The organism is Bacillus licheniformis DSM 13 = ATCC 14580 (assembly GCF_000011645.1).
Classification (GTDB): domain Bacteria; phylum Bacillota; class Bacilli; order Bacillales; family Bacillaceae; genus Bacillus; species Bacillus licheniformis.
Genome location: NC_006270.3, coordinates 3,869,865 through 3,892,903, shown reverse-complemented (window position 1 = coordinate 3,892,903; position 23,039 = coordinate 3,869,865). Strand labels below are relative to the sequence as shown.

The 23,039-nt window shown below is 45.9% G+C and carries 24 protein-coding genes and 2 pseudogenes; 15 read left to right on the top strand and 11 right to left on the bottom strand.

From position 1 onward, the window contains the following. Window positions 1–13: 13 nt before the first annotated feature. From TRNA_RS41505 to TRNA_RS41495, 3 genes are all read right to left on the bottom strand, one after another. Window positions 14–2,188 (bottom strand): MMPL family transporter, encoded by a 2,175-nt coding sequence (locus TRNA_RS41505; protein WP_011198418.1) that lies wholly within the window; start codon window positions 2,186–2,188, stop codon window positions 14–16. Window positions 2,189–2,304: 116 nt separating this feature from the next. Beyond that, window positions 2,305–2,943 (bottom strand): response regulator, encoded by a 639-nt coding sequence (locus tag TRNA_RS41500; protein WP_003186252.1) that lies wholly within the window; start codon window positions 2,941–2,943, stop codon window positions 2,305–2,307. After that, window positions 2,936–4,159 (bottom strand): sensor histidine kinase, encoded by a 1,224-nt coding sequence (locus TRNA_RS41495; protein WP_011198417.1) that lies wholly within the window; start codon window positions 4,157–4,159, stop codon window positions 2,936–2,938. The genes TRNA_RS41500 and TRNA_RS41495 overlap by 8 nt, the downstream gene beginning before the upstream one ends. 269 nt (window positions 4,160–4,428) lie before the next feature. Here TRNA_RS41495 and TRNA_RS44200 point away from each other — a divergent pair, with 269 nt between their 5' ends. From TRNA_RS44200 to TRNA_RS41480, 5 genes are all read left to right on the top strand, one after another. Next, window positions 4,429–4,599, top strand: a complete 171-nt coding sequence (locus TRNA_RS44200) for a hypothetical protein (protein WP_003186246.1) — start codon at window positions 4,429–4,431, stop codon at window positions 4,597–4,599. After that, window positions 4,596–4,772 (top strand): hypothetical protein, encoded by a 177-nt coding sequence (locus TRNA_RS43665; protein ID WP_085959885.1) that lies wholly within the window; start codon window positions 4,596–4,598, stop codon window positions 4,770–4,772. Before TRNA_RS44200 ends, TRNA_RS43665 begins: the two co-directional genes overlap by 4 nt. 121 nt (window positions 4,773–4,893) lie before the next feature. After that, entirely contained in the window at window positions 4,894–5,757 is an 864-nt protein-coding gene (locus TRNA_RS41485; protein ID WP_003186243.1) for a glycosyltransferase family 8 protein, read from the top strand. 147 nt (window positions 5,758–5,904) lie between these two features. Further along, window positions 5,905–6,201, top strand: coding sequence for a hypothetical protein (locus tag TRNA_RS44195; RefSeq protein ID WP_223307126.1), 297 nt, complete (start codon window positions 5,905–5,907; stop codon window positions 6,199–6,201). Window positions 6,202–6,222: 21 nt separating this feature from the next. After that, window positions 6,223–6,843 (top strand): NAD(P)-dependent oxidoreductase, encoded by a 621-nt coding sequence (locus tag TRNA_RS41480; protein WP_223307064.1) that lies wholly within the window; start codon window positions 6,223–6,225, stop codon window positions 6,841–6,843. 30 nt (window positions 6,844–6,873) lie between these two features. Here TRNA_RS41480 and TRNA_RS41475 read toward each other — a convergent pair whose 3' ends face one another. Continuing rightward, window positions 6,874–7,254 carry a VOC family protein gene (locus TRNA_RS41475; RefSeq protein ID WP_003186240.1) on the bottom strand — a complete coding sequence of 127 codons (381 nt, stop codon included), beginning with the start codon at window positions 7,252–7,254 and terminating at the stop codon, window positions 6,874–6,876. Window positions 7,255–7,396: 142 nt separating this feature from the next. Here TRNA_RS41475 and TRNA_RS41470 point away from each other — a divergent pair, with 142 nt between their 5' ends. From TRNA_RS41470 to TRNA_RS41460, 3 genes are all read left to right on the top strand, one after another. Next, window positions 7,397–8,587: a class I SAM-dependent rRNA methyltransferase gene (locus TRNA_RS41470; protein WP_003186238.1), complete on the top strand. Its 1,191-nt coding sequence runs from the start codon at window positions 7,397–7,399 to the stop codon at window positions 8,585–8,587. Between the two features lie 98 nt (window positions 8,588–8,685). Further along, window positions 8,686–10,152: a sodium/proline symporter PutP gene (gene putP / locus TRNA_RS41465; RefSeq protein ID WP_003186236.1), complete on the top strand. Its 1,467-nt coding sequence runs from the start codon at window positions 8,686–8,688 to the stop codon at window positions 10,150–10,152. Window positions 10,153–10,162: 10 nt separating this feature from the next. After that, window positions 10,163–10,447 (top strand): hypothetical protein, encoded by a 285-nt coding sequence (locus tag TRNA_RS41460; protein WP_009329830.1) that lies wholly within the window; start codon window positions 10,163–10,165, stop codon window positions 10,445–10,447. A 56-nt stretch (window positions 10,448–10,503) separates the two neighbouring features. Here the strand turns inward: TRNA_RS41460 and TRNA_RS41455 are convergent, their stop codons facing one another. Together TRNA_RS41455 and TRNA_RS41450 are read right to left on the bottom strand one after the other, a co-directional pair. After that, window positions 10,504–11,187: a CidB/LrgB family autolysis modulator gene (locus TRNA_RS41455; RefSeq protein WP_003186234.1), complete on the bottom strand. Its 684-nt coding sequence runs from the start codon at window positions 11,185–11,187 to the stop codon at window positions 10,504–10,506. Next, window positions 11,169–11,555, bottom strand: coding sequence for a CidA/LrgA family holin-like protein (locus TRNA_RS41450; protein ID WP_003186233.1), 387 nt, complete (start codon window positions 11,553–11,555; stop codon window positions 11,169–11,171). Before TRNA_RS41450 ends, TRNA_RS41455 begins: the two co-directional genes overlap by 19 nt. 483 nt (window positions 11,556–12,038) lie before the next feature. Between TRNA_RS41450 and TRNA_RS41445 the strand changes: the two genes are divergently transcribed. The 5 genes and pseudogenes from TRNA_RS41445 (at window position 12,039) to thiE (ending at window position 15,252) form a co-directional block, all read left to right on the top strand. Further along, window positions 12,039–12,467, top strand: a complete 429-nt coding sequence (locus TRNA_RS41445) for a YwqH-like family protein (protein WP_003186232.1) — start codon at window positions 12,039–12,041, stop codon at window positions 12,465–12,467. Further along, the gene (locus tag TRNA_RS41440; protein ID WP_009329829.1) at window positions 12,464–12,733 is read left to right on the top strand and encodes a YwqI/YxiC family protein; all 270 of its coding nucleotides are present in this window, start codon (window positions 12,464–12,466) and stop codon (window positions 12,731–12,733) included. Before TRNA_RS41445 ends, TRNA_RS41440 begins: the two co-directional genes overlap by 4 nt. A gap of 120 nt (window positions 12,734–12,853) precedes the next feature. Then, a pseudogene (gene cidR, locus TRNA_RS41435) lies at window positions 12,854–13,770 on the top strand (cidABC operon transcriptional activator CidR). Further along, window positions 13,767–14,576, top strand: coding sequence for a hydroxyethylthiazole kinase (thiM, locus tag TRNA_RS41430; protein WP_003186229.1), 810 nt, complete (start codon window positions 13,767–13,769; stop codon window positions 14,574–14,576). Before cidR ends, thiM begins: the two are co-directional and overlap by 4 nt. Window position 14,577: 1 nt before the next feature. Continuing rightward, the gene (gene thiE / locus TRNA_RS41425; RefSeq protein WP_011198416.1) at window positions 14,578–15,252 is read left to right on the top strand and encodes a thiamine phosphate synthase; all 675 of its coding nucleotides are present in this window, start codon (window positions 14,578–14,580) and stop codon (window positions 15,250–15,252) included. A 240-nt stretch (window positions 15,253–15,492) separates the two neighbouring features. Here the strand turns inward: thiE and TRNA_RS41420 are convergent, their stop codons facing one another. Beyond that, a complete protein-coding gene (locus TRNA_RS41420; RefSeq protein WP_003186224.1) occupies window positions 15,493–16,656 on the bottom strand; it encodes an ROK family transcriptional regulator in 1,164 nt (387 codons plus the stop codon). A 191-nt stretch (window positions 16,657–16,847) separates the two neighbouring features. On the opposite strand from TRNA_RS41420, the gene xylA reads away from it, so the two are divergent. Both xylA and xylB read left to right on the top strand, forming a co-directional pair. After that, window positions 16,848–18,194, top strand: a complete 1,347-nt coding sequence (gene xylA, locus TRNA_RS41415) for a xylose isomerase (protein ID WP_011198415.1) — start codon at window positions 16,848–16,850, stop codon at window positions 18,192–18,194. Further along, complete coding sequence (xylB, locus tag TRNA_RS41410; RefSeq protein WP_011198414.1) at window positions 18,194–19,693, top strand: xylulokinase; 1,500 nt, start codon at window positions 18,194–18,196, stop codon at window positions 19,691–19,693. Before xylA ends, xylB begins: the two co-directional genes overlap by 1 nt. A gap of 52 nt (window positions 19,694–19,745) precedes the next feature. On the opposite strand, the gene TRNA_RS41405 is transcribed toward xylB, so the two are convergent. The 4 genes and pseudogenes from TRNA_RS41405 to TRNA_RS41385 all read right to left on the bottom strand — a co-directional run bounded on the left by TRNA_RS41405 (window position 19,746) and on the right by TRNA_RS41385 (window position 23,025). Next, window positions 19,746–21,284 (bottom strand): solute symporter family protein, encoded by a 1,539-nt coding sequence (locus TRNA_RS41405; protein ID WP_003186218.1) that lies wholly within the window; start codon window positions 21,282–21,284, stop codon window positions 19,746–19,748. After that, the gene (locus tag TRNA_RS41400) at window positions 21,281–21,595 is read right to left on the bottom strand and encodes a DUF485 domain-containing protein (RefSeq protein ID WP_003186216.1); all 315 of its coding nucleotides are present in this window, start codon (window positions 21,593–21,595) and stop codon (window positions 21,281–21,283) included. The genes TRNA_RS41405 and TRNA_RS41400 overlap by 4 nt, the downstream gene beginning before the upstream one ends. 118 nt (window positions 21,596–21,713) lie before the next feature. Continuing rightward, window positions 21,714–22,334: pseudogene (locus TRNA_RS41395) on the bottom strand (flavodoxin family protein). Between the two features lie 541 nt (window positions 22,335–22,875). Beyond that, entirely contained in the window at window positions 22,876–23,025 is a 150-nt protein-coding gene (locus TRNA_RS41385; protein WP_003186207.1) for an anti-repressor SinI family protein, read from the bottom strand. Window positions 23,026–23,039 lie beyond the last annotated feature (14 nt).

Sequence of the window (23,039 nt, the reverse complement as noted above, 5' to 3'; positions counted from 1 at the left end):
GATCTGCTTTCTATTACATACTGATTTGTTTCTTTTGTTCATGAGCTGTTTCTGGCTGTATTTCCTTCGTGAGTTGATGCCCTTCTATGTCTACATTCGGAATGATCTTGTCCAGCCATTTTGGCAAATACCAGGCTGCATTCCCCATCAGCTTCATCAGACTTGGAATCAGTGTCATTCGTACAATAAATGCATCAAAGAGCACACCAAAGGAAAGAGCCAACCCGTTGGCTTTAATAGAAGCTTCACCAGCAAAGATAAACCCTGCAAAAACGAATATCATGATCAGGCCGGCTGCGGTGACAACAGGACCGCTGTGTTTTAATCCAGCCTGAATGGCTTGTACTGGATTCTTTGTTTTTACATATTCTTCACGCATTCTGCTTACAAGGAATACTTGATAATCCATCGCTAATCCGAACAGAATCCCAATGGATAAAATCGGCAGGAACGCGAGTATCGGCCCTTTTTCAGGTATTTTGAAAAAGTCGATGAGATTCCCGTCTTGTAAAACAAATACACAGATTCCAAGAGTGGCTGTCATCGTCAATATGAAACCTGCGACAGCAACAAGAGGCACAAGCAACGAACGGAATACGATTGTCAGCAATACAAACGCAAAACCAACAATGAGTACAGCAAACACCGGTATCGCATCATTAAGGCGATCTGAAATATCAATATTCACTGCGGTTGATCCAGTAACGAGCAAATCTACTCCGTTTTTATCTGATAAGCTGCGTACATCCTTTACCAAATCCTTCGTTGCTGCATCATTTGGACCTGTTTCAGGAACTACTGTAATGATGGCAAAGTTCCCTTCTTTATTAGGCATTGCCGGAGTGACACTCGCTACATGGTCCAGTTCCTTTATTTCTTTCACTGCATCTGCGAAGGCTTCCGCCTTATTTTCTGTTACACTTGCGGCATCCGCTACGATTGTTAATTGACCATTAAATCCTTCTCCAAAACCGTCGGCAAGCAAGTCATAAGCCCGGCGATCCGGGTTATCCTTCGCTTTCATCCCTGCATCAGGCAAGCCCAGCTCCAAATGCATAGATGGGATACTAATAACGAGCAAAATCAGAATGCTGCATACACTTAGCATGATAGGATTCTTTGTGACAAAGCGTCCCCAGACATTTGTTTCCGCGCTTTGTTTTTCTTTTTTCTTGTTTGCTTTCGGAACCATCCGTTTCCCCGCTATCGACAAGACGGCAGGCACAAGCGTGATTGAAGCGAGAACAGCCATCAGTACACTAAGTCCTGCTGTCAGCCCCATTGCAGACATAAAAGGAATGTTAACGACAGTCAATCCGCAAAGTGCTACGATAACAGTAAGTCCGGCAAAAACGACTGCACTCCCGGCTGTTCCTGTAGCTCTCGCAATTGATTCATTTTTTTGTATACCTTCGCCTAAAAACTGGCGGTGCTTCGTAAAAATAAATAAAGCATAATCAATTCCAACTGCAAGGCCAATCATTCCGGCTAATGATAGACTGACGGAAGCGATATCGAATACTTGTGTCCCAATCAAAACAAGCCCAATACTTACACCTAATCCAATCAGTGCTGTTAAAATCGGCAAACCTGCTATTAATAAAGAGCCAAACGTAATGGCCAAAACGATAAAGGCCAAAATAATGCCGACAATTTCAGAGATACCGCCTATCTCCATCTCAGCTCCTGGTACATCTCCGCTTAGTTCAGTTTGCAATCCTTCATAATCAGCCATTTTCAAACTGTCTTTTAAGTGTTTGATAGAGTAATCTTTAATATCATCTGCTGATGATTTATACTTGATATCAGCATAGGCAACTGTGCCATCTTTCGCGATTGTTCCTGTCACAAAAGGACTTGCAATCGAGTCAACGGAACCATCTTTATCGATTTCCTTTAACGTATTTTCTATTGCTTTTTCCGCTGACTTCGAAGTCAGTTTCTCCCCATCTTCAGCACCGAAAATAACCCGTATGCTCCCTTTATCAGGACCGTGGGGAAATTCTTTTTGAATGACATCCATCGCTTTTTCCGAAGGTGTGTCAGGTATGGACATATCCTCAGAAAAACTTGGTTTTAACGTGATTGCAAGGCCTATCGAAGCAACTAGCACAACGATCCATGCGCATATTACTTTTATGCGATTGCGAGCAACCCATCCTCCTAATTTATATAACATTTTTGACATGATAATCTCCTTTCAACACATTGCTTGATCACATTCTTTCTCATTGTAGTGGACAATGAAATAAAAAAAACGTACATTCGGGCATGTACGTTTGGGCAAATTTTAATTTGATATTATTAGTCTAATGTCAGAACGCCTCTTTGCATGGCAATCGTCACTGCTTCAGTTCTTGAATTCGCGCCTAATTTATTGTAAATGGACGTTAGTCTAGACTTTACTGTTCTCTCAGAGACGCCCAAATCAAAGGCAATCGCTTTGCTTTTAAGACCTTTAGCAATTGCTTTTAGAACTATGACTTCCTTTTCTGTCAGCTGCGTATCACTGCTCTGCTTCTTCATCCGCTCCAATTGGATTTCTTGCAGACGTTTTAAGATATCAGGCTGCAATAGCACGTTTCCTCTTATTGCTGCGTCCATCGTATGAAAAAGGGTTTCTGAACTTGTATCCTTCAATAGATATCCTTTCGCCCCTAATTCAATTCCTTCGATCATTAAGTGATCTTCATTATACGTAGTCAAAATAATGATGGGGATGTCGTGTTTTTCTTTTATTAGTTTAATGGCTTCTAACCCGCTCATCTCCGGCATATACAAATCCATGAGAATAATATCCGGTTTTAATTCATCTGCAAGGCGAACTGCTGCTTTGCCATTTTCCGCCTCTCCTATGATGATGTAGTGATCATTCGTTTCAATTAAAAGCTTCAGACCTTCCCTCACGACAAGATGGTCATCAACGATTAAAACCTTATTCATCTGGCATCTCTCCCTGAATTGGTACAGTGATATCAATTTGTGTTCCTTTAGATGTTGTACTCTTTATATTGAATTGGCCTTTCATTGCTCTGACGCGTTCTTCTATGCCGAGAAGCCCATAATGTCCTCTCTTTTTCTTGCCTTTTTCAACATCAAATCCTTTGCCGTTATCCTTGACGGTTAAATGGAGCCTCCTCTTATCATCATCCCAAATGGACACTGAGATCGTTTCTGCTTCAGCATGCTTTACGGCATTCGCTATGCATTCTCCAATGATGTAATAACAGTTTTCAGCTGTTCGAACGTCCGGCACTTGGTCTAATCTGTAGTCTAAAAAGCAAGCCATGCCTGTCGACTCTTGAAAATGATCCATTAATGAGGTAATTCTTTCTTTTAAAAAACCGATTTCTTCTGATTTGCTGCGCAGATCGTCAATCGCTGAACGTGCATCAGCTAGTGTGCTTTTCACTCTATTCATAGATTGTTGAACGATTTCTTTTGCTCTCTCTGTGTTGTCTTTGGCGAGATGAACATGAATAGCGTCCAGCTGCATATTTAAACTGACCAGCCCCTGAGCAAGCGTATCGTGCAAGTCCCGGGCCATACGCTGTCTCTCGTTTTGCAGCGTCAGCTGTTCTACCTGCTGATGAGCCAGCTCCAGCCTTTCAAGAGTCAGCTGCGCTTTTGTCTTTTCATCGACTTGGGCAAAAAATGTAGCGGCATATGTGATAATCACGATCATAATAGGTACTGCTATGACAAGAAAATGCAAATATTCACCTTTGTGAATATGATATAGTACAGTGATTGACAGCAGAAGCAATAAATAAAGGATGAGGAACGTCTTTCTTCTGTCTGCCATTCCTATAATCTGTCCGATCAAAAATGCATAAAGGCCAATGATGATTAGCACTAAAAAGCCTGACATGACATTAGCAAGTGTAAAAGTGATCAAACCTTGTAATACGAAGTACAGAATCACCCTTTTCTTAACCCAGCGATATGAGTGCCAATGCAACAAAGCAAAGATGGCGGTCAATACCGTAAACACATTAAGCAATAAAATGGACCAGCTCCCATTAAGAAATTGCAGCACGATAGAGGCGACATAGATCATGAGAATAAAAGCCAGGCCCGGCACTCTGAGTGCAAGCATATTTAATGCCCGCCTATCATGTGAGTAGTATTTTTCTTTGAAAGGATTCCTTATCAGCAAACCTCATCCACTTCCTTTAACAGTTTAACCAAAAAGAGACTTATGAAAATCGATCCCATTTCATTGAACGTCAACATATATTTATCCAATCATTTTATAGGAAGAGAAGGAACACAACAATACCAATGTGCAGTGAACCATTAGATCTTCCCAACATATGAACATTGCCCAAACGTACATATGCATTCTGCCTTTATGTACGTTTTATCTTTCCAAATTTACATTTAAAATAATGAGGAACTCACTATTGATTAAAGGAATGATCAACATTGAAATCGATTGATCTCACAATTTTATCATTAAAAAGAAAAGGAATCCGAACTGAGAAAGTGTCAAAAAATCAGTGCCCTGATCGATTAAGCAATGCGAACGAAAAAACAGACAAGCATAGATACAAAAATCGTCAATCCAAGAACAAGCGTAAAGAAAAAGAGGAATGAAGATGTATTGGTTCTTAGGTGCTTTATTATATTTTCTCGTCGGTACTTGTATTTTCATTGGAGTCATTAGAGGCAGTCACTCAGGCTCATGGATACTCCTTGCATTAGCAGCTCCGCTTATCATTGTTGGCTATCCTTACTTTTATTTAAAGCAGCATCTTGCTAAAAGATAGCAAAATAGACGCTATACAATCTGAGGATCTTGCATGATCCTTTTTTTTTTCGGCCTATCAACGGTGTTTATTTTTCGAAAAAAGGGAATAGAACAAAAAAAGAAAAGGAGATGGACGACATATGAAAAGCGACCGAACCATGCATATTATTTCTTGTACAGACAATAACTACGCACAGCATTTAAGCGTGATGTTCTCATCATTGCTGACGAATATGGATCAGACGCGCGAGGTGAAACTGTATGTCATCGACGGAGGGATTGAACCGGAGAATAAAAAGCGTCTGGAAGAGACGACCCTCCAATTCGGAGCTCCTATTACATTTCTTAATGTGGAAAAAAGCCAGTATGACAAAGCGGTCGAAAGCAGCCATATTACAAAAGCGGCTTACTATCGAATTTCCATTCCCGATCTGATTGATGACGAATCCGTTAAACGAATGATCTATGTCGACTGCGACGCCTTAGTTTTAGAGGATATATCGAAGCTGTGGGACATGGACATTTCACCTTATTTCGCGGCGGCGGTTGAAGATGCAGGCCAGCATGAACGGCTGAAAAAGATGAACATCAGCGATGAAGCAAAATATTTTAACTCGGGCTTAATGATCATCGATATGGAAGCTTGGAGAAAAAACGACATTTCGAAAAAAGTCATCGACTTTATCAATAACAACGATGAAGACATGTTTGTGTTTCATGACCAAGACGCATTGAACGCGATTCTTTATGATCAGTGGCTCGAACTTCATCCGAGGTGGAACGCCCAAACACACATTATTTTAAAAGAAAAAACACCGGCTTCCCTCATCGATCAAAAGCGCTATATGGAAACAAGGGCAAACCCGGCAATCGTTCATTTCTGCGGCGGAAACAAGCCTTGGAATTCAAACACCTCACACCCGTACGCCCGTCAATATTTTAAGTATTTGCAGTCCACAGCCTTTAACCAGCCGGCCAAATTGTCTAAAAACCATGTCAGCTAACATGCCAATCTCATTTTAAATCGCAGGATGAATCGATATAATGACAACAAACCCTGACGTATCCCCATATTCGCTTGTTTCCTTCGGAAACAAGCATTTTTCTGGTCGGGAAAATTCCTGCTGAATGGAGGAGAGCTTTTGGTTAAAGTGCTGTTGACGCTCAACGGACTGTTTTACCGCGCTGCGCCGCGCTTGAGAGAAAGGGTCGAACGGCTCGGCGCCGAATTTGCGTTTTTGGATTCAAATCGGTTGACGAGACAGGATTTACTGACTCATATCAAGGATGTCCATATTTATATCGCCGGCGTTGAAAAAGCGGACCGGGAGCTGATCGACGCCGCTCCGGGACTCCGGTATATCATGAAATTCGGCGCGGGAATCGACAATATTGATGTGGAATATGCAAACGAAAAAGGGATTCTCGTCACGAATGCACCCGGCTAAAATGCCTCGGCGGTCGCCGATTTGGCATTCGGTCTTCTGCTGTCTGGCGCCCGTTCGATCCCGCAGTCAAACGCGGCAGTCAAAGCGGGCTTATGGCAAGCGGCGATGGGCTATGAGCTCGATGGAAAAACGCTGGGGCTTATCGGTTTTGGGGAAATCGGCAAAAAGGTTGCAAGGCGGGCTGCCGGGTTTAATATGAACGTTTTGGCGTACGGCACATACAAAGACTACAATGCAGCCAAACGGCTGAATGTGAGGTTCGCCGAGCTTGACGATCTCCTGGAAAAATCGGACTTTGTATGTATCAGCACATCATTGAGACCTGCCACCTATCATTTAATCAATCAAGAAAAACTGGCAAAAATGAAGAAAACCGCGTACCTGATCAACATTGCCCGCGGAGAAGTGGTGGACGAAAGCGCGCTTATTCAAGCGCTTGAGCAAAAACAGATCAGAGGCGCAGCATTGGACGTCTTTGAAACCGAACCGCCGGCTGCCCGGATCGCCGGTCTCAGCAATGTCATTTGCACGGCGCATATCGGCGGCGCTACGTATGAGAGCATCAGGCGCATCGAAGAGATGACATATCAAAACATCAAAAGGTTTATCGAAAAACAGCAGCCGGCTTTCCGCGTTCAATAAAAACCGGAAACGGCGATAAGCCGCGTCCGGTTATGTTCTTTGAAAAAACTCGACCATTTCTCCTTCGGGCCCAAAAAGAAAAAAATAGCGGAAGCCGTTCGGCAATACGGTAATCTCATCTTCCATCAGCTTGATGCCGGCGCCTTTTACGCGATCAAATTCAGCCTCGATATCATCGGTCGAGACGGCAAAATGATGAACTTTTCCTTCCTGAGGAAGGTTGTCGTTATATCCCTCGATCAGTTCGAGCTCTGTCTCGTCTCTGTTCTCAAAGCCTAAAAAAGCGAGTTTCATGACGCCGTTTGTATGGGTCATTCTGCCTTTCAGCGTCATTCCGATCACATTCTGGTAGAATGCGATCGAAGCATCAATGTCTTTCACCATCAGTCCTACGTGGTCGATTCGCGCCATTTCGCCATTCCTCCTTTAGTTTCTCCATCATCTTAGAAAAATCGGAATCATCTGTCAATTATATCGATTACATGATGAATAAGAACATCTATCAGGCGTTATGGTAGGATAGAGAAGACTTTAAGATAAGGACTGAATTAAAATGCATACATTAAAAATAAAACATCCATTCGCTGCAAAAATGAAAAAGGGCTATCCCCTAATCGAAAAAGAGGCCGTTTCTTCGCAAGAAAACGGCATAAAAGAAGGATCGCTGATCAGGATAACCGATGAAAACGGCAGGTTTTTAGGAAAGGGCTATTATGGCGAGCAAAACAAAGGGATCGGCTGGATTCTGACTCGAAACGAGGGGGAATCGATTGACCAGTCATTCTTTTTAAGCAGGCTGGCGAAAGCATTTCAAGCCAGAAAATCGCTTTTTCAAGACCCGGATACGACCGCTTTTCGTTTGTTTAACGGGGAAGGCGACGGAATCGGCGGCTTTACGATTGACTATTATGACGGCTACTATTTGTTCCAATGGTACAGCAAAGGGATTTATACGCTTAAAGAAACGATTATGGAAGCCCTTGATGAATTGACGGATTATAAAGCTGTTTATGAGAAAAAACGGTTTAATACGGCCGGGCAGTATGTGGAAGATGACGACTTTGTCAAAGGCGAAAGAGGAGACTTTCCGATCATTGTGAAAGAGAACGGCATTCATTTTGCCGTTTACCTCAATGACGGAGCGATGACCGGCGTTTTTCTCGATCAGCGCCATGTCCGCAAGGCGGTTAGGGACCGGTATGCGGAAGGGAAAACCGCGCTCAACACATTCTCATATACCGGCGCATTTTCTGTGGCGGCGGCGCTCGGAGGCGCTGAAAAAACGACGAGCGTTGATGTTGCAAACCGCAGCTTAAGCAGGACGATCGAACAATTCAGTGTGAACGGGCTGGACTATGAAGCTCATGAGATTAAAGTCATGGACGTTTTTAAATATTTTCAATACGCGGCCAAAAAAGAACTCGCCTTTGACCTTGTCATCCTTGATCCCCCTTCATTTGCGAGAACGAAAAAGCATACATTCAGCGCGGCAAAGGATTACAAAAATCTGTTAAAAGACGCGATTCGAATCACTAAAGATCAAGGTGTGATCGTCGCTTCGACGAACAGCAGCGCATTTGGAATGAAAAAATTCAAAGGCTTTATCGAAGAGGCATGCAAAGAAACGGGGACGCGCTTTACAGTGCTTGAGGAGCATTCGCTTCCCGAAGATTTTAAAACGGTGAAAAGCTATCCTGAGGGCGATTATTTAAAAGTTGTCTTTTTACAGGTTCGCCATCGTTAATGTAAGGCTGGAGAAAAAATTTGCGATAAAAACAATACCTGTCGGTCAATTATTCATGTATATTGATATTACGCAAATCACACAGGCAGGGGGAAGCTATGAATTACGGAATTTTAATATCGATAGGTATTTATATGGCGGGAATGCTTTTCATCGGATATTTTGCATATCGCAGGACATCAAATTTGACCGATTACATGCTTGGCGGAAGAAATCTGGGTCCCGCCGTTACCGCGTTAAGCGCAGGAGCTTCCGATATGAGCGGCTGGCTATTAATGGGGCTGCCCGGTGCGATGTTCCTGAACGGATTGAGCAGCGGCTGGATCGTTGTCGGTCTGACAATCGGCGCTTATTTGAACTGGGTGTATGTCGCGCCGAGGCTAAGGACGTATACGGAAACGGCCGGCAACAGCATTACTATACCCGATTATTTCGAAAACCGTTTTAAAGACGGTTCAAGACTGTTACGGATGACGTCGGCTTTTGTTATTTTAGTATTTTTCACTTTTTATACATCATCCGGAATGGTGGCGGGCGGAGAGCTGTTCAGAACCGCATTCCACCTGGATTATCGGATCGGCATCTGGCTGACGGCCGGGGTTGTCATTCTTTATACGCTCTTCGGAGGCTTTTTGGCTGTCAGCTGGACCGATTTTGTTCAAGGGACGATCATGTTTATCGCGCTCATCTTAATGCCGGTAGTCGTGTTTGTTCAACTGGGGGGAATTGCGCCGGCGTTTTCGGAAGTGAACGCGGTTAACCCGGATCTCCTCCGTCCGTTTCAAGGAACAACCGTAATCGGTATCATATCTTTACTGGCATGGGGTCTCGGCTACTTTGGACAGCCTCATATTATTGTCAGGTTTATGGCGATTTCAAGCGTGAAAGAATTGAAGAGTGCCAGAAGAATCGGCATGGGCTGGATGATCTTTTCGATTTGCGGAGCGATGCTGACAGGACTCGTCGGCATTGCCTATTTCAGTGCGAATCATCTTACGTTAAAGAATGCCGAGACGATATTCATTAAGCTTGCCGACCTTTTGTTCCCTTCAATGATTACGGGGTTCTTGCTGGCCGCCATATTAGCAGCGGTGATGAGCACAATTTCTTCACAGCTTCTTGTAACCTCAAGCGCGCTGACAGAGGATTTTTATAAAGCGTTTATCCGGAAAGGGGCTTCTGATAAAGAACTTGTACTTGTCGGAAGGCTGTCTGTCCTCGCCATTTCACTGATCGCACTCTTGATGGCGCTTCATCCGAATGAAACGATTCTGAATCTTGTCGGCTATGCATGGGCAGGCTTCGGGGCGGCATTTGGCCCTGTCGTTTTGCTGAGCCTGTATTGGAAACGAATGACGAAGTGGGGCGCGCTTGCAGGGATGCTGTCCGGAGCGCTGACCGTTATTGTGTGGGAGCAAGTGAAAGCGTTTGACCCGGTTTATGAAATCATTCCCGGATTTATTGTTTGTACAGTCGTGATCATCGCCGTCAGCCTGATGACAAAGAAGCCGCGGGCAGAGATTGAAAAGGAATTTGAGACTGCGGTTGAACAGCTGAAAGGTTGAGAATCTAGTGATGGCCTTTGTCAAAGTATTGTTGACGACCGCTTTTCTCACAGGGGCTTTCGCAGGATTCCTGTGGGCATTTTCCAAAGAAAAAGGCGATGGATTTTTCTCGGAAATGGCGGCGGATGGATCGGGAGTCTTCACACTTTTCGGTTTGATCGGTTTACTGAACGTCAAACTGTTAAAAGCAATTTCCCCAAAACTGCTGCATGACAGGTCTTTTAGGTGTATTTCTTTTATTCTGGCCGTTGTATTATTGATGATGTCTATATTCATATGGCTGATCGATTTCTAAATGAAAAAACCAAATTGGCGGAAAAACCTTCACCAATTTGGTTTTTTTTTCGGCTATTACACTGCAATAAGGGAAATCAGAAACGGCGCTGCGCAAAGCGTGATGATCGCGGCCAGGATCATCGACACGCTTGAGATCGTTCCGGACACGGAGCTCAGCTCAAATGCTTTTGACGTACCTGCGCCGTGGGCGCTTGTGCCAAGCAGTACGCCCCTCGCGATTTCATTATCAATCCGGAAGTAGCGAATGACCATCGGTCCGATCACTGATCCGAACAAGGCGGTCAATATGACAAAAACAGCGGTCACCGCCGGCATTCCGCCGATCATTTCAGAAACGTTCATTGCAATTGGCGTTGTGACAGATCTGGGAACGAGGCTCTCGATCAGGTCTTCATTCAGCTTGAAGAGTTTTGCGATAAACGCTGTTGACAGGATCGCGATACAGCAGCCTACAGCCACGTTGATAATGATCTCAACCGCGTATTTTTTCAAGACTGGAAAGTATTTGTACAGCGGAATCGCAAAAGCCACGGTTGCCGGCTGGAGCATGTCCGTCAACAAGCGTCCGCCCGCATTGTACGCTTCAAAAGGGACGTTGATGAAAAGCAGCAGGCCGACCAGTATCACCGGCGTGACCAATAAAGGTGACGCATACACCTTTGGATGGCGTGAATACACCGCTTTTGCGCCCAAATAGATTAAAACTGTTGCGATCAGGCTTAAGCATCCGATGAGCATGTTTTTTTTCTTTCCTTTCTTTTGGCAATCAATTGAGTCAGCATTCCGGTCGACACCATGACGACGAATGTACTGATGAGGACAACGAGTATAATGCTTGTGCCGAATTCAGCCAGAATATCTCCGTAGTTCATAATCCCGACGGCTGAAGGGACGAAGAACAAAAGCAGCTCCGCGAGAAGCCACAGCGCGCCGATTTCAATCCATTCCAGCTTAATGATTTTGAAATGGAGAAGCGCAAAAATGACGATAATCCCGAGAATGCTGCCGGGAATGTTTATATGAAGAACCTCGACAATCAGATTCATGAAACGGGCGAATAAAAACAAAAGAGCGACCTGACCTAATCCTTTAATGAATGTTTTCATGTCATTATCCCCCTTTCTAAACAAGAGTGTACATGAGTTTCAAGTATAGGTAAAATACATATACAGAATATATATTATTCATTTTGTCTATAGTTAAAAGCGCAAATCAGGTCAAAAGCAACAGTTTAATAACTAAAATTGGAAAACGTCATACGGAATCATTTGGCGATTTTTTGTGACCATTAAACCGCCGTGTTCCCGTGCCTTTAGACTTGTCCGCAATGAAAGCGGTGTACAGATGATTCAAAAAGACGGGTTATATGTCCTTGAAATGCGGTGTGAGGATGATGGCGAACTGTGTATATATCCCTAAAAACAGTCTTTAAAGCCTATTCAACATCCGTGATTTTCGACTTAAACTATAAATATTGGAAATGAGAGCAAGTCTAGTCAAAGATGTGAATCTATGAAAAACAAACCGGATCATGATTTGACAAGGAAATAATCAATGCGAATCATACTGCAATTTCAGAGGTGACAATAATGGACTACTCAGACACGCTGCAAAAAATACACGGTGTCCTCTCCCATAAGGCGGCAGAGCTGGAAGAACAAATTGCAAGGCTGGAGCGGGCAAAGCGCGATGTAGAGCGGGAACAAAACCTCGGAATCGAAGAAATCAGGCAGATTTTGCGGCCGAATCTTAATGAGTCGTGGACCGGAAGCAGGGCAGCCGATTTTGACGAAGCACGTGATGAAGCGCACACGGCAATGTACAGAATTTTCACCGATGAGTATGATCGGTATATTCATAAAATCGATTTAAAGATATTTGCTTTAGATGCTGAAAAAGGAGCTGTTCAGGCTGCAAGCTGGTCAGCCGACCGGGCGGACTTTCTGATGGAAAAAGGAGAGGAAGCCGTCGACGCTCTGCACAGCACAATCAACGGTTTAAAAGGATGGTTGAAATGAGCAAAACGATTAAACTTAACCATGCAGCGGTTATGAAGAAGCTGGAACAAGTAAGCAGCACGCTTCAAGCCGTATCTTTAAAAAGCCCGCCAGCCGGAGCGCTCGGGCGGAACAACCTTGATTTTACGAAAAAGTGGCTTGAACGAGAAGCCGAAATTTGCAATATGGTCAAACAGTATAAAGAGGCTGTTCGTAAAAACATTGAGGACACCCGCTCAAATGTGGACACGCTGAAGGAACAGGATGAGGCGATTGCCCGAAGATAGGCGCTGCCGGCTGTATGCCGGCGGCGTTTTTTTTATTGTGGCTCTCGCGGGGGTGCAGAAAACAATGAATTTGGTTTAGAATATGAATACACGCAGGAACTCTGAAAGGGTGTCAAACAAATGGACATACGCCACTTAACCTATTTCTTGGAGGTAGCCCGTCTGAAAAGCTTCACAAAAGCCGCTCAGTCATTATACATATCTCAGCCGACGATTTCCAAAATGATTAAAAACCTTGAAGAAGAGCTGGGCATCGAGCTGTTTTACCGGCGCGGCCGGCAGATCGAGCTGACTGATGCGGGGCAAAGCATGTATGTGCAGGCCCAGGAAATCACCAAGTCATTTCAAAATTTAACTTCTGAGCTGAACGACTTGATGGACGTCAAAAAAGGGCATGTGAGGATCGGTCTGCCGCCGATGATCGGCTCCGGTTTTTTCCGAAAGTGATAGGGGATTTCAGAGATAAGTATCCGAACGTCACCTTTCAGCTTGTTGAACACGGGTCTGTGAAAGTGCAGGAGGGAGTAGAGGACGGATCGCTTGATATCGGCGTTGTCGTCCTGCCTGCAAAAGAGGAGATTTTTCACTCCTTTACAATTGTTAAAGAAGACTTAATGCTAATCGTCCACCTGTCCCATCGTTTTGCCGATGCGGAAGAGATCGAGCTTCGGCAGTTAAGCGAAGAACCGTTTATTTTCTTCCGGGAAGACTTTGTTCTTCACGAACGGATCATTACGGCCTGCTTGAAGGCGGGATTTCAGCCGAATGTCATTTATGAAACCTCACAATGGGATTTCATCAGCGAAATGGTTTCCGCGAACCTTGGGATAGGTCTTTTGCCCGAAAGGATCTGCCGGGATCTTGACCCTGAAAGGGTGAGGATCATTCCGCTGGTGAGGCCGGCCATTCCTTGGCATGTCGCCGTCATTTGGAGAAAAGACCGCTATCTGTCGTTCGCGGCGAGGGCGTGGATTGATCATACAAAATCGTATATATGGAGCGAGAATTCAAAAACAGAAAGGAATGCAGGCGAATGAATATGGAAGATGCCGCAAGGGGAATTGAGTTAGTCAGAAAGCAAAAACCGCTCGTACACAATATGACAAACAATGTCGTCACCAACTTTACGGCAAACGGTTTGCTGGCTCTCGGCGCATCGCCGGTGATGGCGTATGCGAGGGAAGAGGCCGCCGACATGGCAAAGATCGCCGGAGCCCTTGTGCTGAACATCGGCACGCTCAGCCGTGAATCTGTTGAAGCGATGATTATTGCAGGAAAGTCAGCTAATGAACATGGGGTGCCGGTTATTTTTGATCCGGTCGGTGCGGGGGCGACGCCGTTTCGAACGGAATCGGCTCAAGCGATCATGCGCAAAGTGAAGGTTTCTGCCGTCAGAGGCAATGCTGCGGAAATTGCCAACACGCTTGGGGAAGACTGGCTGATCAAAGGCGTGGACGCGGGTGAAGAGAGCGGCGACAGAACGGAGCTCGCAAAAAAAGCCGCGAAATTATGGGATACAGCAGTCATCATAACCGGTGCTGAAGACGTGATAACGGATGGTACAAAAACGTATACCGTGGGCAACGGACATCAGCTGCTTACGAAAGTGACGGGGACAGGCTGCTTGTTTACCTCTGTCATCGGTGCGTTTTGCGCCGTTGAAAAAGACGTTTGCCGTGCCGCTGTATCTGCAGCCGCTTTTTATGGAACAGCGGCCGAGTTGGCCGCGGCGAAAACGGAAAGCCGGGGGCCCGGAAGTTTCCAAATCGAGTTTTTGAATCAGCTTGCTGCCGTTGAAGCTATGGATATAAAAGAACGCGGCAGGATCAGAGAGGTGGAATAAGATGACGCGAGTCTCAGAAGAAGCAATGAAAGATCTGTTGTCGGTCTATTTTATTATGGGGTCAAACAATACCGCAGGGGATCCTTTAACTGTTATTGAAAAAGCTTTAAAAGGCGGTGCGACCCTTTTTCAATTCCGCGAAAAAGGCGAGGGTGCGTTGAAAGCCGGAGATCAAACGGCGTTTGCCCGACAGGTGCAGGCGCTGTGCAAACAGTTCAATGTACCGTTTATTATCAACGATGATGTAGAACTCGCGCTTGAACTTGACGCAGATGGCGTGCATATCGGCCAGGATGATGATAAGGCCGCAGACGTCAGAGCGAGAATCGGGGACAAAATCCTCGGCGTTTCCGCGCATACACTTGAAGAAGTCTTAAAGGCGGAAAAGGATGGAGCGGATTACATCGGTGCGGGGCCTGTTTACCCTACTGAAACAAAGCGGGATACAAAAGCTGTGCAGGGCGTCTCGCTCATTCAAGAGATCCGCAGGCAGGGAATTGGCATTCCTGTGGTCGGAATCGGCGGGATCACGGTCGAAAACTGCGTCCCCGTCATCGAGGCCGGGGCGGACGGCATCAGTGTCATCAGCGCCATCAGCAAAGCCGCCGATCCAAAGCAGGCCGCCGAGGCGTTTAGCGAGAAAGTCCAAGCTACCAAACAAAGCGCACATTCCTAAATGGAATATGCGCTTTTCAGCGTGTCGAGAAACCCTCGCATTCGTTGTCAGGCCTGCGCGTCGGTGCTCACGAATTCCAACATTCGCTCCGCTCCGATGCTCGACCTTCCTAGACTGCAAGGGTTTTCAATCACGCTGAAAGGATGATAAAATCCCAAAACAAAAAGCCGTTTTGGGATTTTATCAACAATCTGCAAAACGCACATTCCTAAATGGAATATGCGCTTTTTTATATGAAGATTAAAATCTCTCGTTCATAAACCGTTCCAGAAAACGTTCGGTTACAAGGGAGGACATCCCAAGCGCTGAGGCGGTGCGGCCGAGCGTGGAGATTTTTAAATGATAATTAGACAAGGCTTCTGCTGCGCTTCTTGAGGCAATCGTTTTTTTGATCGCATCGACGATGCTCGGATAGGATTCCACTATGGTATTCCGCAAGATAATGGTGTCGGGATTCAACGTTTTCAAGATGTTGAGAAGCCCGATGCCGATATGAAAGCCAAAGCGTTCAAACGTCTCCATCATGCCCGGATCACCGCGGTCTGCAAGTTCTTTAACGGTTTCGTAAAGCTGGGCCCCGGAATTCGCTGCATAGTGAGAGAAGACGGCTTTTTCTGAAGCGTAAAGCTCCCAGCAGCCTCTATTTCCGCACCGGCATAACGGACCGTCAAAGTGAATGGACATGTGCCCGGCTTCTCCGGAAAAACCTTGCACACCTCTAAACAATTTTCCATTCATTAAAATCCCTAAACCGATCCCGGTATTAATGCTGACAAACACGGCATGCTCAAGCTGGCCGCCTTCCCCGTATTCCTTCTCGCCAACGGCGCCGGCGTTGGCTTCGTTTTCAATTAAAATGGGAACGCCGAACCTTTCTTCCAGTTTTTCTTTTATCGGAATCAAATGGATCGGCTTATTTGGCGTAAAGACTACATGCCGTTCGTTGTCCACCAAGCCGGGCACGCACACGCCGATTCCGGTCAATCCGAATGGGGAAGGCGGTATTTTGTCAACGGCAAGCCCCGTCAATTCGATTAATGCCTCTTCTGTCGCCTGAATGTCTTCTTCATCAAGCGTTCGTTCGAATTGTTCAATCAAATGCCCTTCAAGGTCGGTTAACGCAACAATTATATAATTGGTTCCGACATCTACACCGACCGCATAGCCGGCTTTTCGATTGAATTTCAGCATAACGGGCCTTCTGCCGCCGCTTGACTCGCCGGGGCCGGTTTCATAAATGATGTCCTTTTGAAGCAGGGAAGACACTTGGGAGGAAACGGTCGCTTTATTTAATCCTGTTATTTCCGAAAGTTTGGCCCTTGAGACGGGTCCGTTTTCAATAATCTGCTCAAAAATCAGGGCTTTGTTCATTTTTTTTACAAGGGCTTGATCCGCTGTATTCAATGTCAATCACTCCATTGCTTTGAAGCTGTGAATTTATTATAGTATAACAAATTTTGAAAACTTATTTTTTCCTCTATTTCCATTGAAAGCGATTAATTGATCCTGTAAAATACATACAAGGAAGTTAGTTTAATGGTTAAACAAACATTGTTTTTTAACGTTTGCAAGGAAAAGTGAAGGGGGAGATCGGAATGTTTTTTAGAAATATCGGAATGATTGAGTATGAAGGGGCCGATTCGGAAAATCCTTACGCATTTAAATATTACAACCCTGATGAATTTGTCGGCGGCAAAACGATGAAGGAACACCTTCGCTTCGCTGTTGCGTATTGGCATACCTTTGATGCGGACGGGAAAGACCCTTTCGGCGACGGGACGATGTTCCGGGCGTGGAACCGGCTGACACATCCTTTGGATAAAGCGAAAGCCAGGGCGGAAGCGGCTTTTGAATTTTTTGAAAAGCTCGGCGTGCCCTATTTCTGTTTTCATGATGTTGATATTGTCGATGAAGGAGCAACATTGCGTGAAACTTTCACGTATTTGGATCAAATGTCGTCTTTTCTCAAAGAAATGATGGAGACAAGCCATGTTCAGCTGCTTTGGAATACAGCCAATATGTTTACGCATCCGAGATATGTCCACGGGGCCGCAACTTCTTGCAATGCAGACGTCTATGCCTATGCAGCTGCAAAAGTGAAAAAAGGCCTGGACATCGCCAAAGAGCTTGGAGCGGAAAACTATGTGTTCTGGGGCGGAAGAGAAGGTTATGAAACATTGCTGAATACAGATATGAAGCTTGAGCTCGAAAACTTGTCTTCATTTTATAGAATGGCAGTTGAGTATGCGCGTGAAATCGGTTTTGACGGCCAATTTTTAATCGAGCCGAAGCCGAAGGAGCCGACGAAGCACCAATACGATTTTGATGCAGCCACAACGATCGCTTTTTTAGAAACTTACGGTTTAAAAGACCATTTTAAACTTAATCTTGAGGCGAACCATGCGACATTGGCCGGGCATACATTTGAGCATGAACTAAGGGTGGCTGCCTTGCACGATATGCTGGGTTCCATTGATGCCAACCAGGGCGATTTGCTCTTGGGCTGGGATACCGATGAGTTTCCGACCGATCTGTATTCTGCGGTTCTGGCGATGTATGAAATTTTGAAAGCAGGCGGGTTTAAAACCGGCGGCATCAACTTCGATGCTAAAGTAAGGCGCCCGTCATTTGCCGATGAGGACTTGTTTCACGCTCATATCGCAGGAATGGATACGTATGCAGTCGGCTTGAAAGTCGCCTCCCGTCTGCTTGAAGATAAAGCGCTCGATCAGGTTATCGAAGAACGTTATGAGAGCTATACGAAAGGCATCGGGCTTGAAATCAAAGAAGGCCGCACCGATCTGAAAAAGCTCGCCGCTTACGCTCTTGAAAACGACCATATTGAAAATCAGTCAGGCCGCCAAGAACGGCTGAAGGCGACCGTTAACCGTTACTTATTGAACGCTTTGCGCGAAGCGCCGGCAGGAAAGGAGACACACTAGTGGAATACGTAATCGGGGTCGATCTCGGCACCAGCACGGTTAAAATCATCCTTGTCAATCAGCGGGGAGAGCTGTGCGGCGAGGTCTCCAAACCGTTTTCCATCATTGAGCCCCATTCCGGTTATTCCGAACAGGATCCCGCAGAATGGGCGGACAAAACGAAGGAAGCCATTAAGGAATTGGTCGGGCATTTCCCGGGAAAAGCATCTCAGATTAAAGGGGTCAGCTTTTCCGGACAGATGCATGGATTGGTACTTTTAAACGGCAAAGGAGAGGTTTTGCGAAACGCGATCCTGTGGAACGATACACGGACAACCGAACAATGCCGGCTGATTAACGACAAAATCGGAAAGGAGCGCCTGCTCGAGATCGCGAAAAATCCGGCGCTCGAAGGTTTTACCCTTCCGAAGCTTTTATGGGTGAAAGAATATGAAAAAGAGCTGTTTGAAAAGGCGGCCGTTTTTTTGCTGCCGAAAGACTATGTCAGGTACACCATGACGGGGCGTCTTCACAGCGAATATTCAGATGCGGCCGGAACGCTCCTGCTAGATGTGAGACATCAAACATGGAGCGGGGAAATCTGCAGAAAGCTCGGCATCCCGGAGTCCTTATGTCCGGATTTGATTGAACCGGGCGCTTGTGTCGGCGGCCTCAGACCGGAATTCGCGGCCGAAACCGGGCTGTCTCCTGAAGTCAAGGTGTTTGCCGGCGGCGCTGATAATGCATGCGGCGCTGTCGGCGCCGGTATTTTAAAAGAAGGAACCGCCCTTTGCAGCATAGGCACCTCGGGGGTTGTTCTCACATATGAATCAAACCGTGATCAAGAGTTTAATGGCAATATTCATTTTCTGAACCATGCAGCCCCCGATGCGTTTTATTCGATGGGAGTGACGCTTTCTGCAGGACGCAGCTTCAGCTGGTTTAAAGATGTATTTGCCGGGCAGGCGTCATTTGACGAATTAATCAGCGATATTGGCCATTCCCGTCCCGGGGCCGGGGGACTGCTGTTTACCCCTTACTTGTCAGGGGAGAGAACTCCTCATGCCGACGCAGATATTCGCGCCAGCTTCATCGGGATGGACAGCGCACATACACGGGCGGACTTTGTCAGAGCCGTTATTGAAGGCATTACATTCTCCCTTCATGAAAGCATTGAACAATTCCGTGCCGGGGGAAAAGACATCAGCCGTGTGATTTCAATCGGAGGAGGCGCCAAAAGCAATCAATGGCTGCAAATCCAGGCGGATATCTTCAACGCCGACATCATCAGACTGACAAGCGAACAGGGGCCGGCATACGGTGCAGCCATGATCGCGGCCGTCGGGTGCGGCTGGTTTCCGTCGCTTGAGGCTTGTGCAGACCGATTCGTTCTCATCAAAGAAACCTTTTCGCCCCGCCGTGAATACAGCAGACAATACGAAGCTCTCTTTCAAATTTACAGAGATGTCTACCGGCACACGAAAACGCTGAACGAGCGGCTGGCAAGCTTTCGGGAATAAATAAAAACTTATGGGCCGGCCGGCTCATAAGTTTTTTTCGGCTGCACACGGTTTAAGATTGATCCATGTGGATGCCTGTATGCGCTTTGACCTGAATTTCTGCAAACGCGTCTTGACCAGGGGTTTTTGAAGATAGAATCGTTCCAAGATAAGCGCCTAAAAAGCCGAGCGGAATAGAGATGATTCCCGGGTTGGAAAGCGGGATGAGCGGGTCTCCAACAAAGATGGCGTTTCCGGCCGGGTCCCATACGCTCGGGCTGATGGAGACAAGGATCAGAGCGCTTAAAAGGCCGGTCAGGCTGCCGGCCAAAGCGCCGGCGGCATTGAATCTTTTCCAGAAGACGGTGAAGATAATAAGCGGCAAATTGGCGCTTGCCGCCACGGCAAATGCTAGCGAGACAAGAAACGCGACATTCAGCGATTGGGCAAAGACAGCAAGCAGAATTGAAAGGACGGATACGCCGATGGAAGCCCACCTTGCAGCAATCATTTGCTCTTTTTCCGTAGCCGCGCCTTTTCTGATAATCTGGCTGTATATATCATGCGCAAAAGCAGAAGCCGCCGACAGGACAAGTCCTGTAACTACCGCCAAAATCGTGGCGAAAGCGATGGCTGAGACGAAGGCGAACAGAAAATCTCCGCCGAGCGCCTGAGCAAGCAGCGGTGCGGCCATATTCCCCGCTTTATCGGCAGCTAAAATGTTTTCAAAACCGACAAAAGCGGCAGCACCAAAACCGAGAAAGACCGTCATAATATAAAATATACCGATAATCCATGTTGCCGAGACAACCGATTTCCTTGCCGTTTTGGCATCTTTTACTGTATAAAAGCGGATGAGAATGTGGGGCAGGCCGGCTGTTCCAAGGACGAGCGCCAAATTGAGTGAAAGTGTTTCAAGAGGAACTTTATACTTATTGCCGGGGTTTAGAAAATCCGCCCCGAGCGGAGTAGCTGTTTTCATTTGTTCGAACATGTTCGTCAGGCTGAAGCCGAATTTTGAAAAAACGATGACCGAAATGATTAGCGTCCCCGCCATCAAAAGAACGGCCTTGATGATCTGGACCCAGCTGGTTGCAATCATTCCTCCGAATACGACGTAGATGGTCATCAAAACCCCGACAATGCACACTGCCAGCGTATAATCGATGCCGAGCAGAAGCTTGATCAGCGCGCCGGCGCCGACTAACTGTGCAATCATATAAAAGGTGGAGATCGTGATTGTGTTTAATGCGGCGACACCGCGAATTTTCTTTTGTTTAAAACGAGAGGCAATCATGTCCGCCATTGTAAATTTGCCGAGGTTTCGGAGCGGTTCTGCCACAATATAAAGGACAACTAAATAAGCGACGAGGAAGCCGATGCTGTAGAAGAAACCGTCAAACCCGTTCAAAGCGATCATCCCGGCAATTCCGAGGAAAGAAGCCGCTGACATGTAATCTCCCGCAATAGCCAGTCCGTTTTGAATGCCGGTAAGTCCCCCTCCCGCCGTGTAAAACTCATTGGCCGTTTTTGTCTGTTTAGCGGCGAAATACGTAATGACAAGCGTGAGGGCGACAATGGCAAGAAACAAAATAAAGGCTGTGGCACTCATGAATCAACGCCTCCAATCTTCTTTTTGAAATCGCTTGCAATTTGATCGAATTGACCGGCTTTTTTCGTATACACAATGCACAGCGTCCACGTCATAACAAACTGAGCAATCGCGAAAACCCATGCCCACGTGATGGCCCCGACTGCCGGCTGATTCAAAAATGTGAAGTATGATGTCATAACCGGCAGCAGGAAATAAAAGAGCAAAAAGAAAATCGTCATCGGTACAATAAAAGCCCGTTTCCGCTTTAACAACCGCTGGAACTCCGGAGATGCCGCAGCTTTGCTGTAATCTATTTTGCCTTCTCCCATTTGTTCTTTGACCCTCCTTGTGTTTGTCTGAAAAGATACAACAAAGGTATGTAACAAGCTCCGGATTTATTCTTCAATTTTCACAAAGCCTTTTATTTATATAAGATGAAAGACCTGATCATCTCGAATAAATGCTTTTTCCATAAATAAAACCGTTTGTTCGCCTTTTTATTTGCCATGCTTTCCGCCCCGTTTCCGCCTCTGCCAGCTTCCTTCTCAGTTCATTTGCAGACACAATCGCTGTCCGGTCTGTCACCACGCCGCCGGGCTTGTTCCCTTTGCCGAGCAAATAGCCGTCGAATGTCATGTTCATAAAATCAAAGATATATTGAAACTGTTGAATAAGCGGCAGCCCTTTCAAGCGGGGATCATCGTCTCCGACAGCCGCGACGTAGACCGTTTTTTTCGCCATTTGCTGTTTAAATGCAGATCTCCCGTGCTCAATCAATGTCTGTGACCAGCGGTCAATAAAGTTTTTCATCAAACCCGACATTCCGTACTAATAGATCGGAGTGGCAAAAATCAGGATATCCTTCTCCAGCACCCGGCTGATCAGGTCTCTGTAGTCATCATCAGGATACAAAGGGGCTGTATTGCCGTGCCTGTAGTCCGATACGGGCTCAATGTGATAGTTTCGCAGGTAGATCTTATCGGCATCAAGTCCGTCTACTAATCGATTCACCAACTCTTCCGTATTTCCGTTTTCGCGGGAGCTTCCGCAGATTGCTGCTATCCCCATATTCATCATCCTCCTCTGGAATGGGTCATGAATTCAGTTTAAGATAACAACAACCATCAGTAAAATTGATATTTTAGATATTTAACATCGAAAAAACCGATTATATAGGCGGATGGTTAACAGAAAAGGGAGTATGGAAAGGAAGCCCGAGGATGGTATCAAAAGGATTAAGGCCAAAAGCTCCGCCCCCTTTCAGGAGAAAGGCAATCGAAACCGATACAGAAGAAAGTGTATGGGGCTGCTGGCATCAGCGTTGGTCAGCAATGCCTCTAAAACGCCTTAATCAATCCGGTCTGGTACCCCTTAAGAGAGTGAAGCTGGAAAAAGTGAAACAACCTATGTACAGGGCAAAAGGTAAGGCTGCTCCTTAAAATGCTCGTTTCTATGGAGCAGACAGAATCTATACACAGGCAGCAAGCCTGCTGCTCAAATACGTCATTATCAATTAAAACACTCGTTAAAACAGCCGGTTGGATCATCTTGATAGACCAAGATTCAACAGAACCGCCTGTTTTTTTGGATAACTGATGCTTTTAAACGCTTATTGCTTTATCTGTTTTTCAGCATCGCTTTGGATGGGCTGACTGCGAAGAAATTCTTTCACATCTTCAATTTGCAGCCCAAGTTTTTTCGCCTCCTTCATCAAAATCACCCAATCTTTGTCCAACTTGTGTTTCGTTTGAGTATTCATAGCTTCCTCCAATA

Excerpts from the sequence above, each read along its gene's own strand:
- TRNA_RS41400 (WP_003186216.1), bottom strand. The coding sequence starts at position 21,595 with ATGGGAGAAGGCAAAATAGATTACAGCAAAGCTGCGGCATCTCCGGAG.
- thiE (WP_011198416.1), top strand. The coding sequence starts at position 14,578 with ATGACGCGAGTCTCAGAAGAAGCAATGAAAGATCTGTTGTCGGTCTAT.
- TRNA_RS41475 (WP_003186240.1), bottom strand. The coding sequence starts at position 7,254 with ATGGCGCGAATCGACCACGTAGGACTGATGGTGAAAGACATTGATGCT.
- TRNA_RS41505 (WP_011198418.1), bottom strand. The coding sequence starts at position 2,188 with ATGTCAAAAATGTTATATAAATTAGGAGGATGGGTTGCTCGCAATCGC.
- TRNA_RS41405 (WP_003186218.1), bottom strand. The coding sequence starts at position 21,284 with ATGAGTGCCACAGCCTTTATTTTGTTTCTTGCCATTGTCGCCCTCACG.
- TRNA_RS41460 (WP_009329830.1), top strand. The coding sequence starts at position 10,163 with ATGGCCTTTGTCAAAGTATTGTTGACGACCGCTTTTCTCACAGGGGCT.
- TRNA_RS41500 (WP_003186252.1), bottom strand. The coding sequence starts at position 2,943 with ATGAATAAGGTTTTAATCGTTGATGACCATCTTGTCGTGAGGGAAGGT.
- TRNA_RS43665 (WP_085959885.1), top strand. The coding sequence starts at position 4,596 with ATGAAGATGTATTGGTTCTTAGGTGCTTTATTATATTTTCTCGTCGGT.
- TRNA_RS41455 (WP_003186234.1), bottom strand. The coding sequence starts at position 11,187 with ATGCTCATCGGATGCTTAAGCCTGATCGCAACAGTTTTAATCTATTTG.
- TRNA_RS41385 (WP_003186207.1), bottom strand. The coding sequence starts at position 23,025 with ATGAATACTCAAACGAAACACAAGTTGGACAAAGATTGGGTGATTTTG.
- TRNA_RS41470 (WP_003186238.1), top strand. The coding sequence starts at position 7,397 with ATGCATACATTAAAAATAAAACATCCATTCGCTGCAAAAATGAAAAAG.
- xylA (WP_011198415.1), top strand. The coding sequence starts at position 16,848 with ATGTTTTTTAGAAATATCGGAATGATTGAGTATGAAGGGGCCGATTCG.
- TRNA_RS41440 (WP_009329829.1), top strand. The coding sequence starts at position 12,464 with ATGAGCAAAACGATTAAACTTAACCATGCAGCGGTTATGAAGAAGCTG.
- TRNA_RS41450 (WP_003186233.1), bottom strand. The coding sequence starts at position 11,555 with ATGAAAACATTCATTAAAGGATTAGGTCAGGTCGCTCTTTTGTTTTTA.
- putP (WP_003186236.1), top strand. The coding sequence starts at position 8,686 with ATGAATTACGGAATTTTAATATCGATAGGTATTTATATGGCGGGAATG.
- TRNA_RS41445 (WP_003186232.1), top strand. The coding sequence starts at position 12,039 with ATGGACTACTCAGACACGCTGCAAAAAATACACGGTGTCCTCTCCCAT.
- thiM (WP_003186229.1), top strand. The coding sequence starts at position 13,767 with ATGAATATGGAAGATGCCGCAAGGGGAATTGAGTTAGTCAGAAAGCAA.
- TRNA_RS41485 (WP_003186243.1), top strand. The coding sequence starts at position 4,894 with ATGAAAAGCGACCGAACCATGCATATTATTTCTTGTACAGACAATAAC.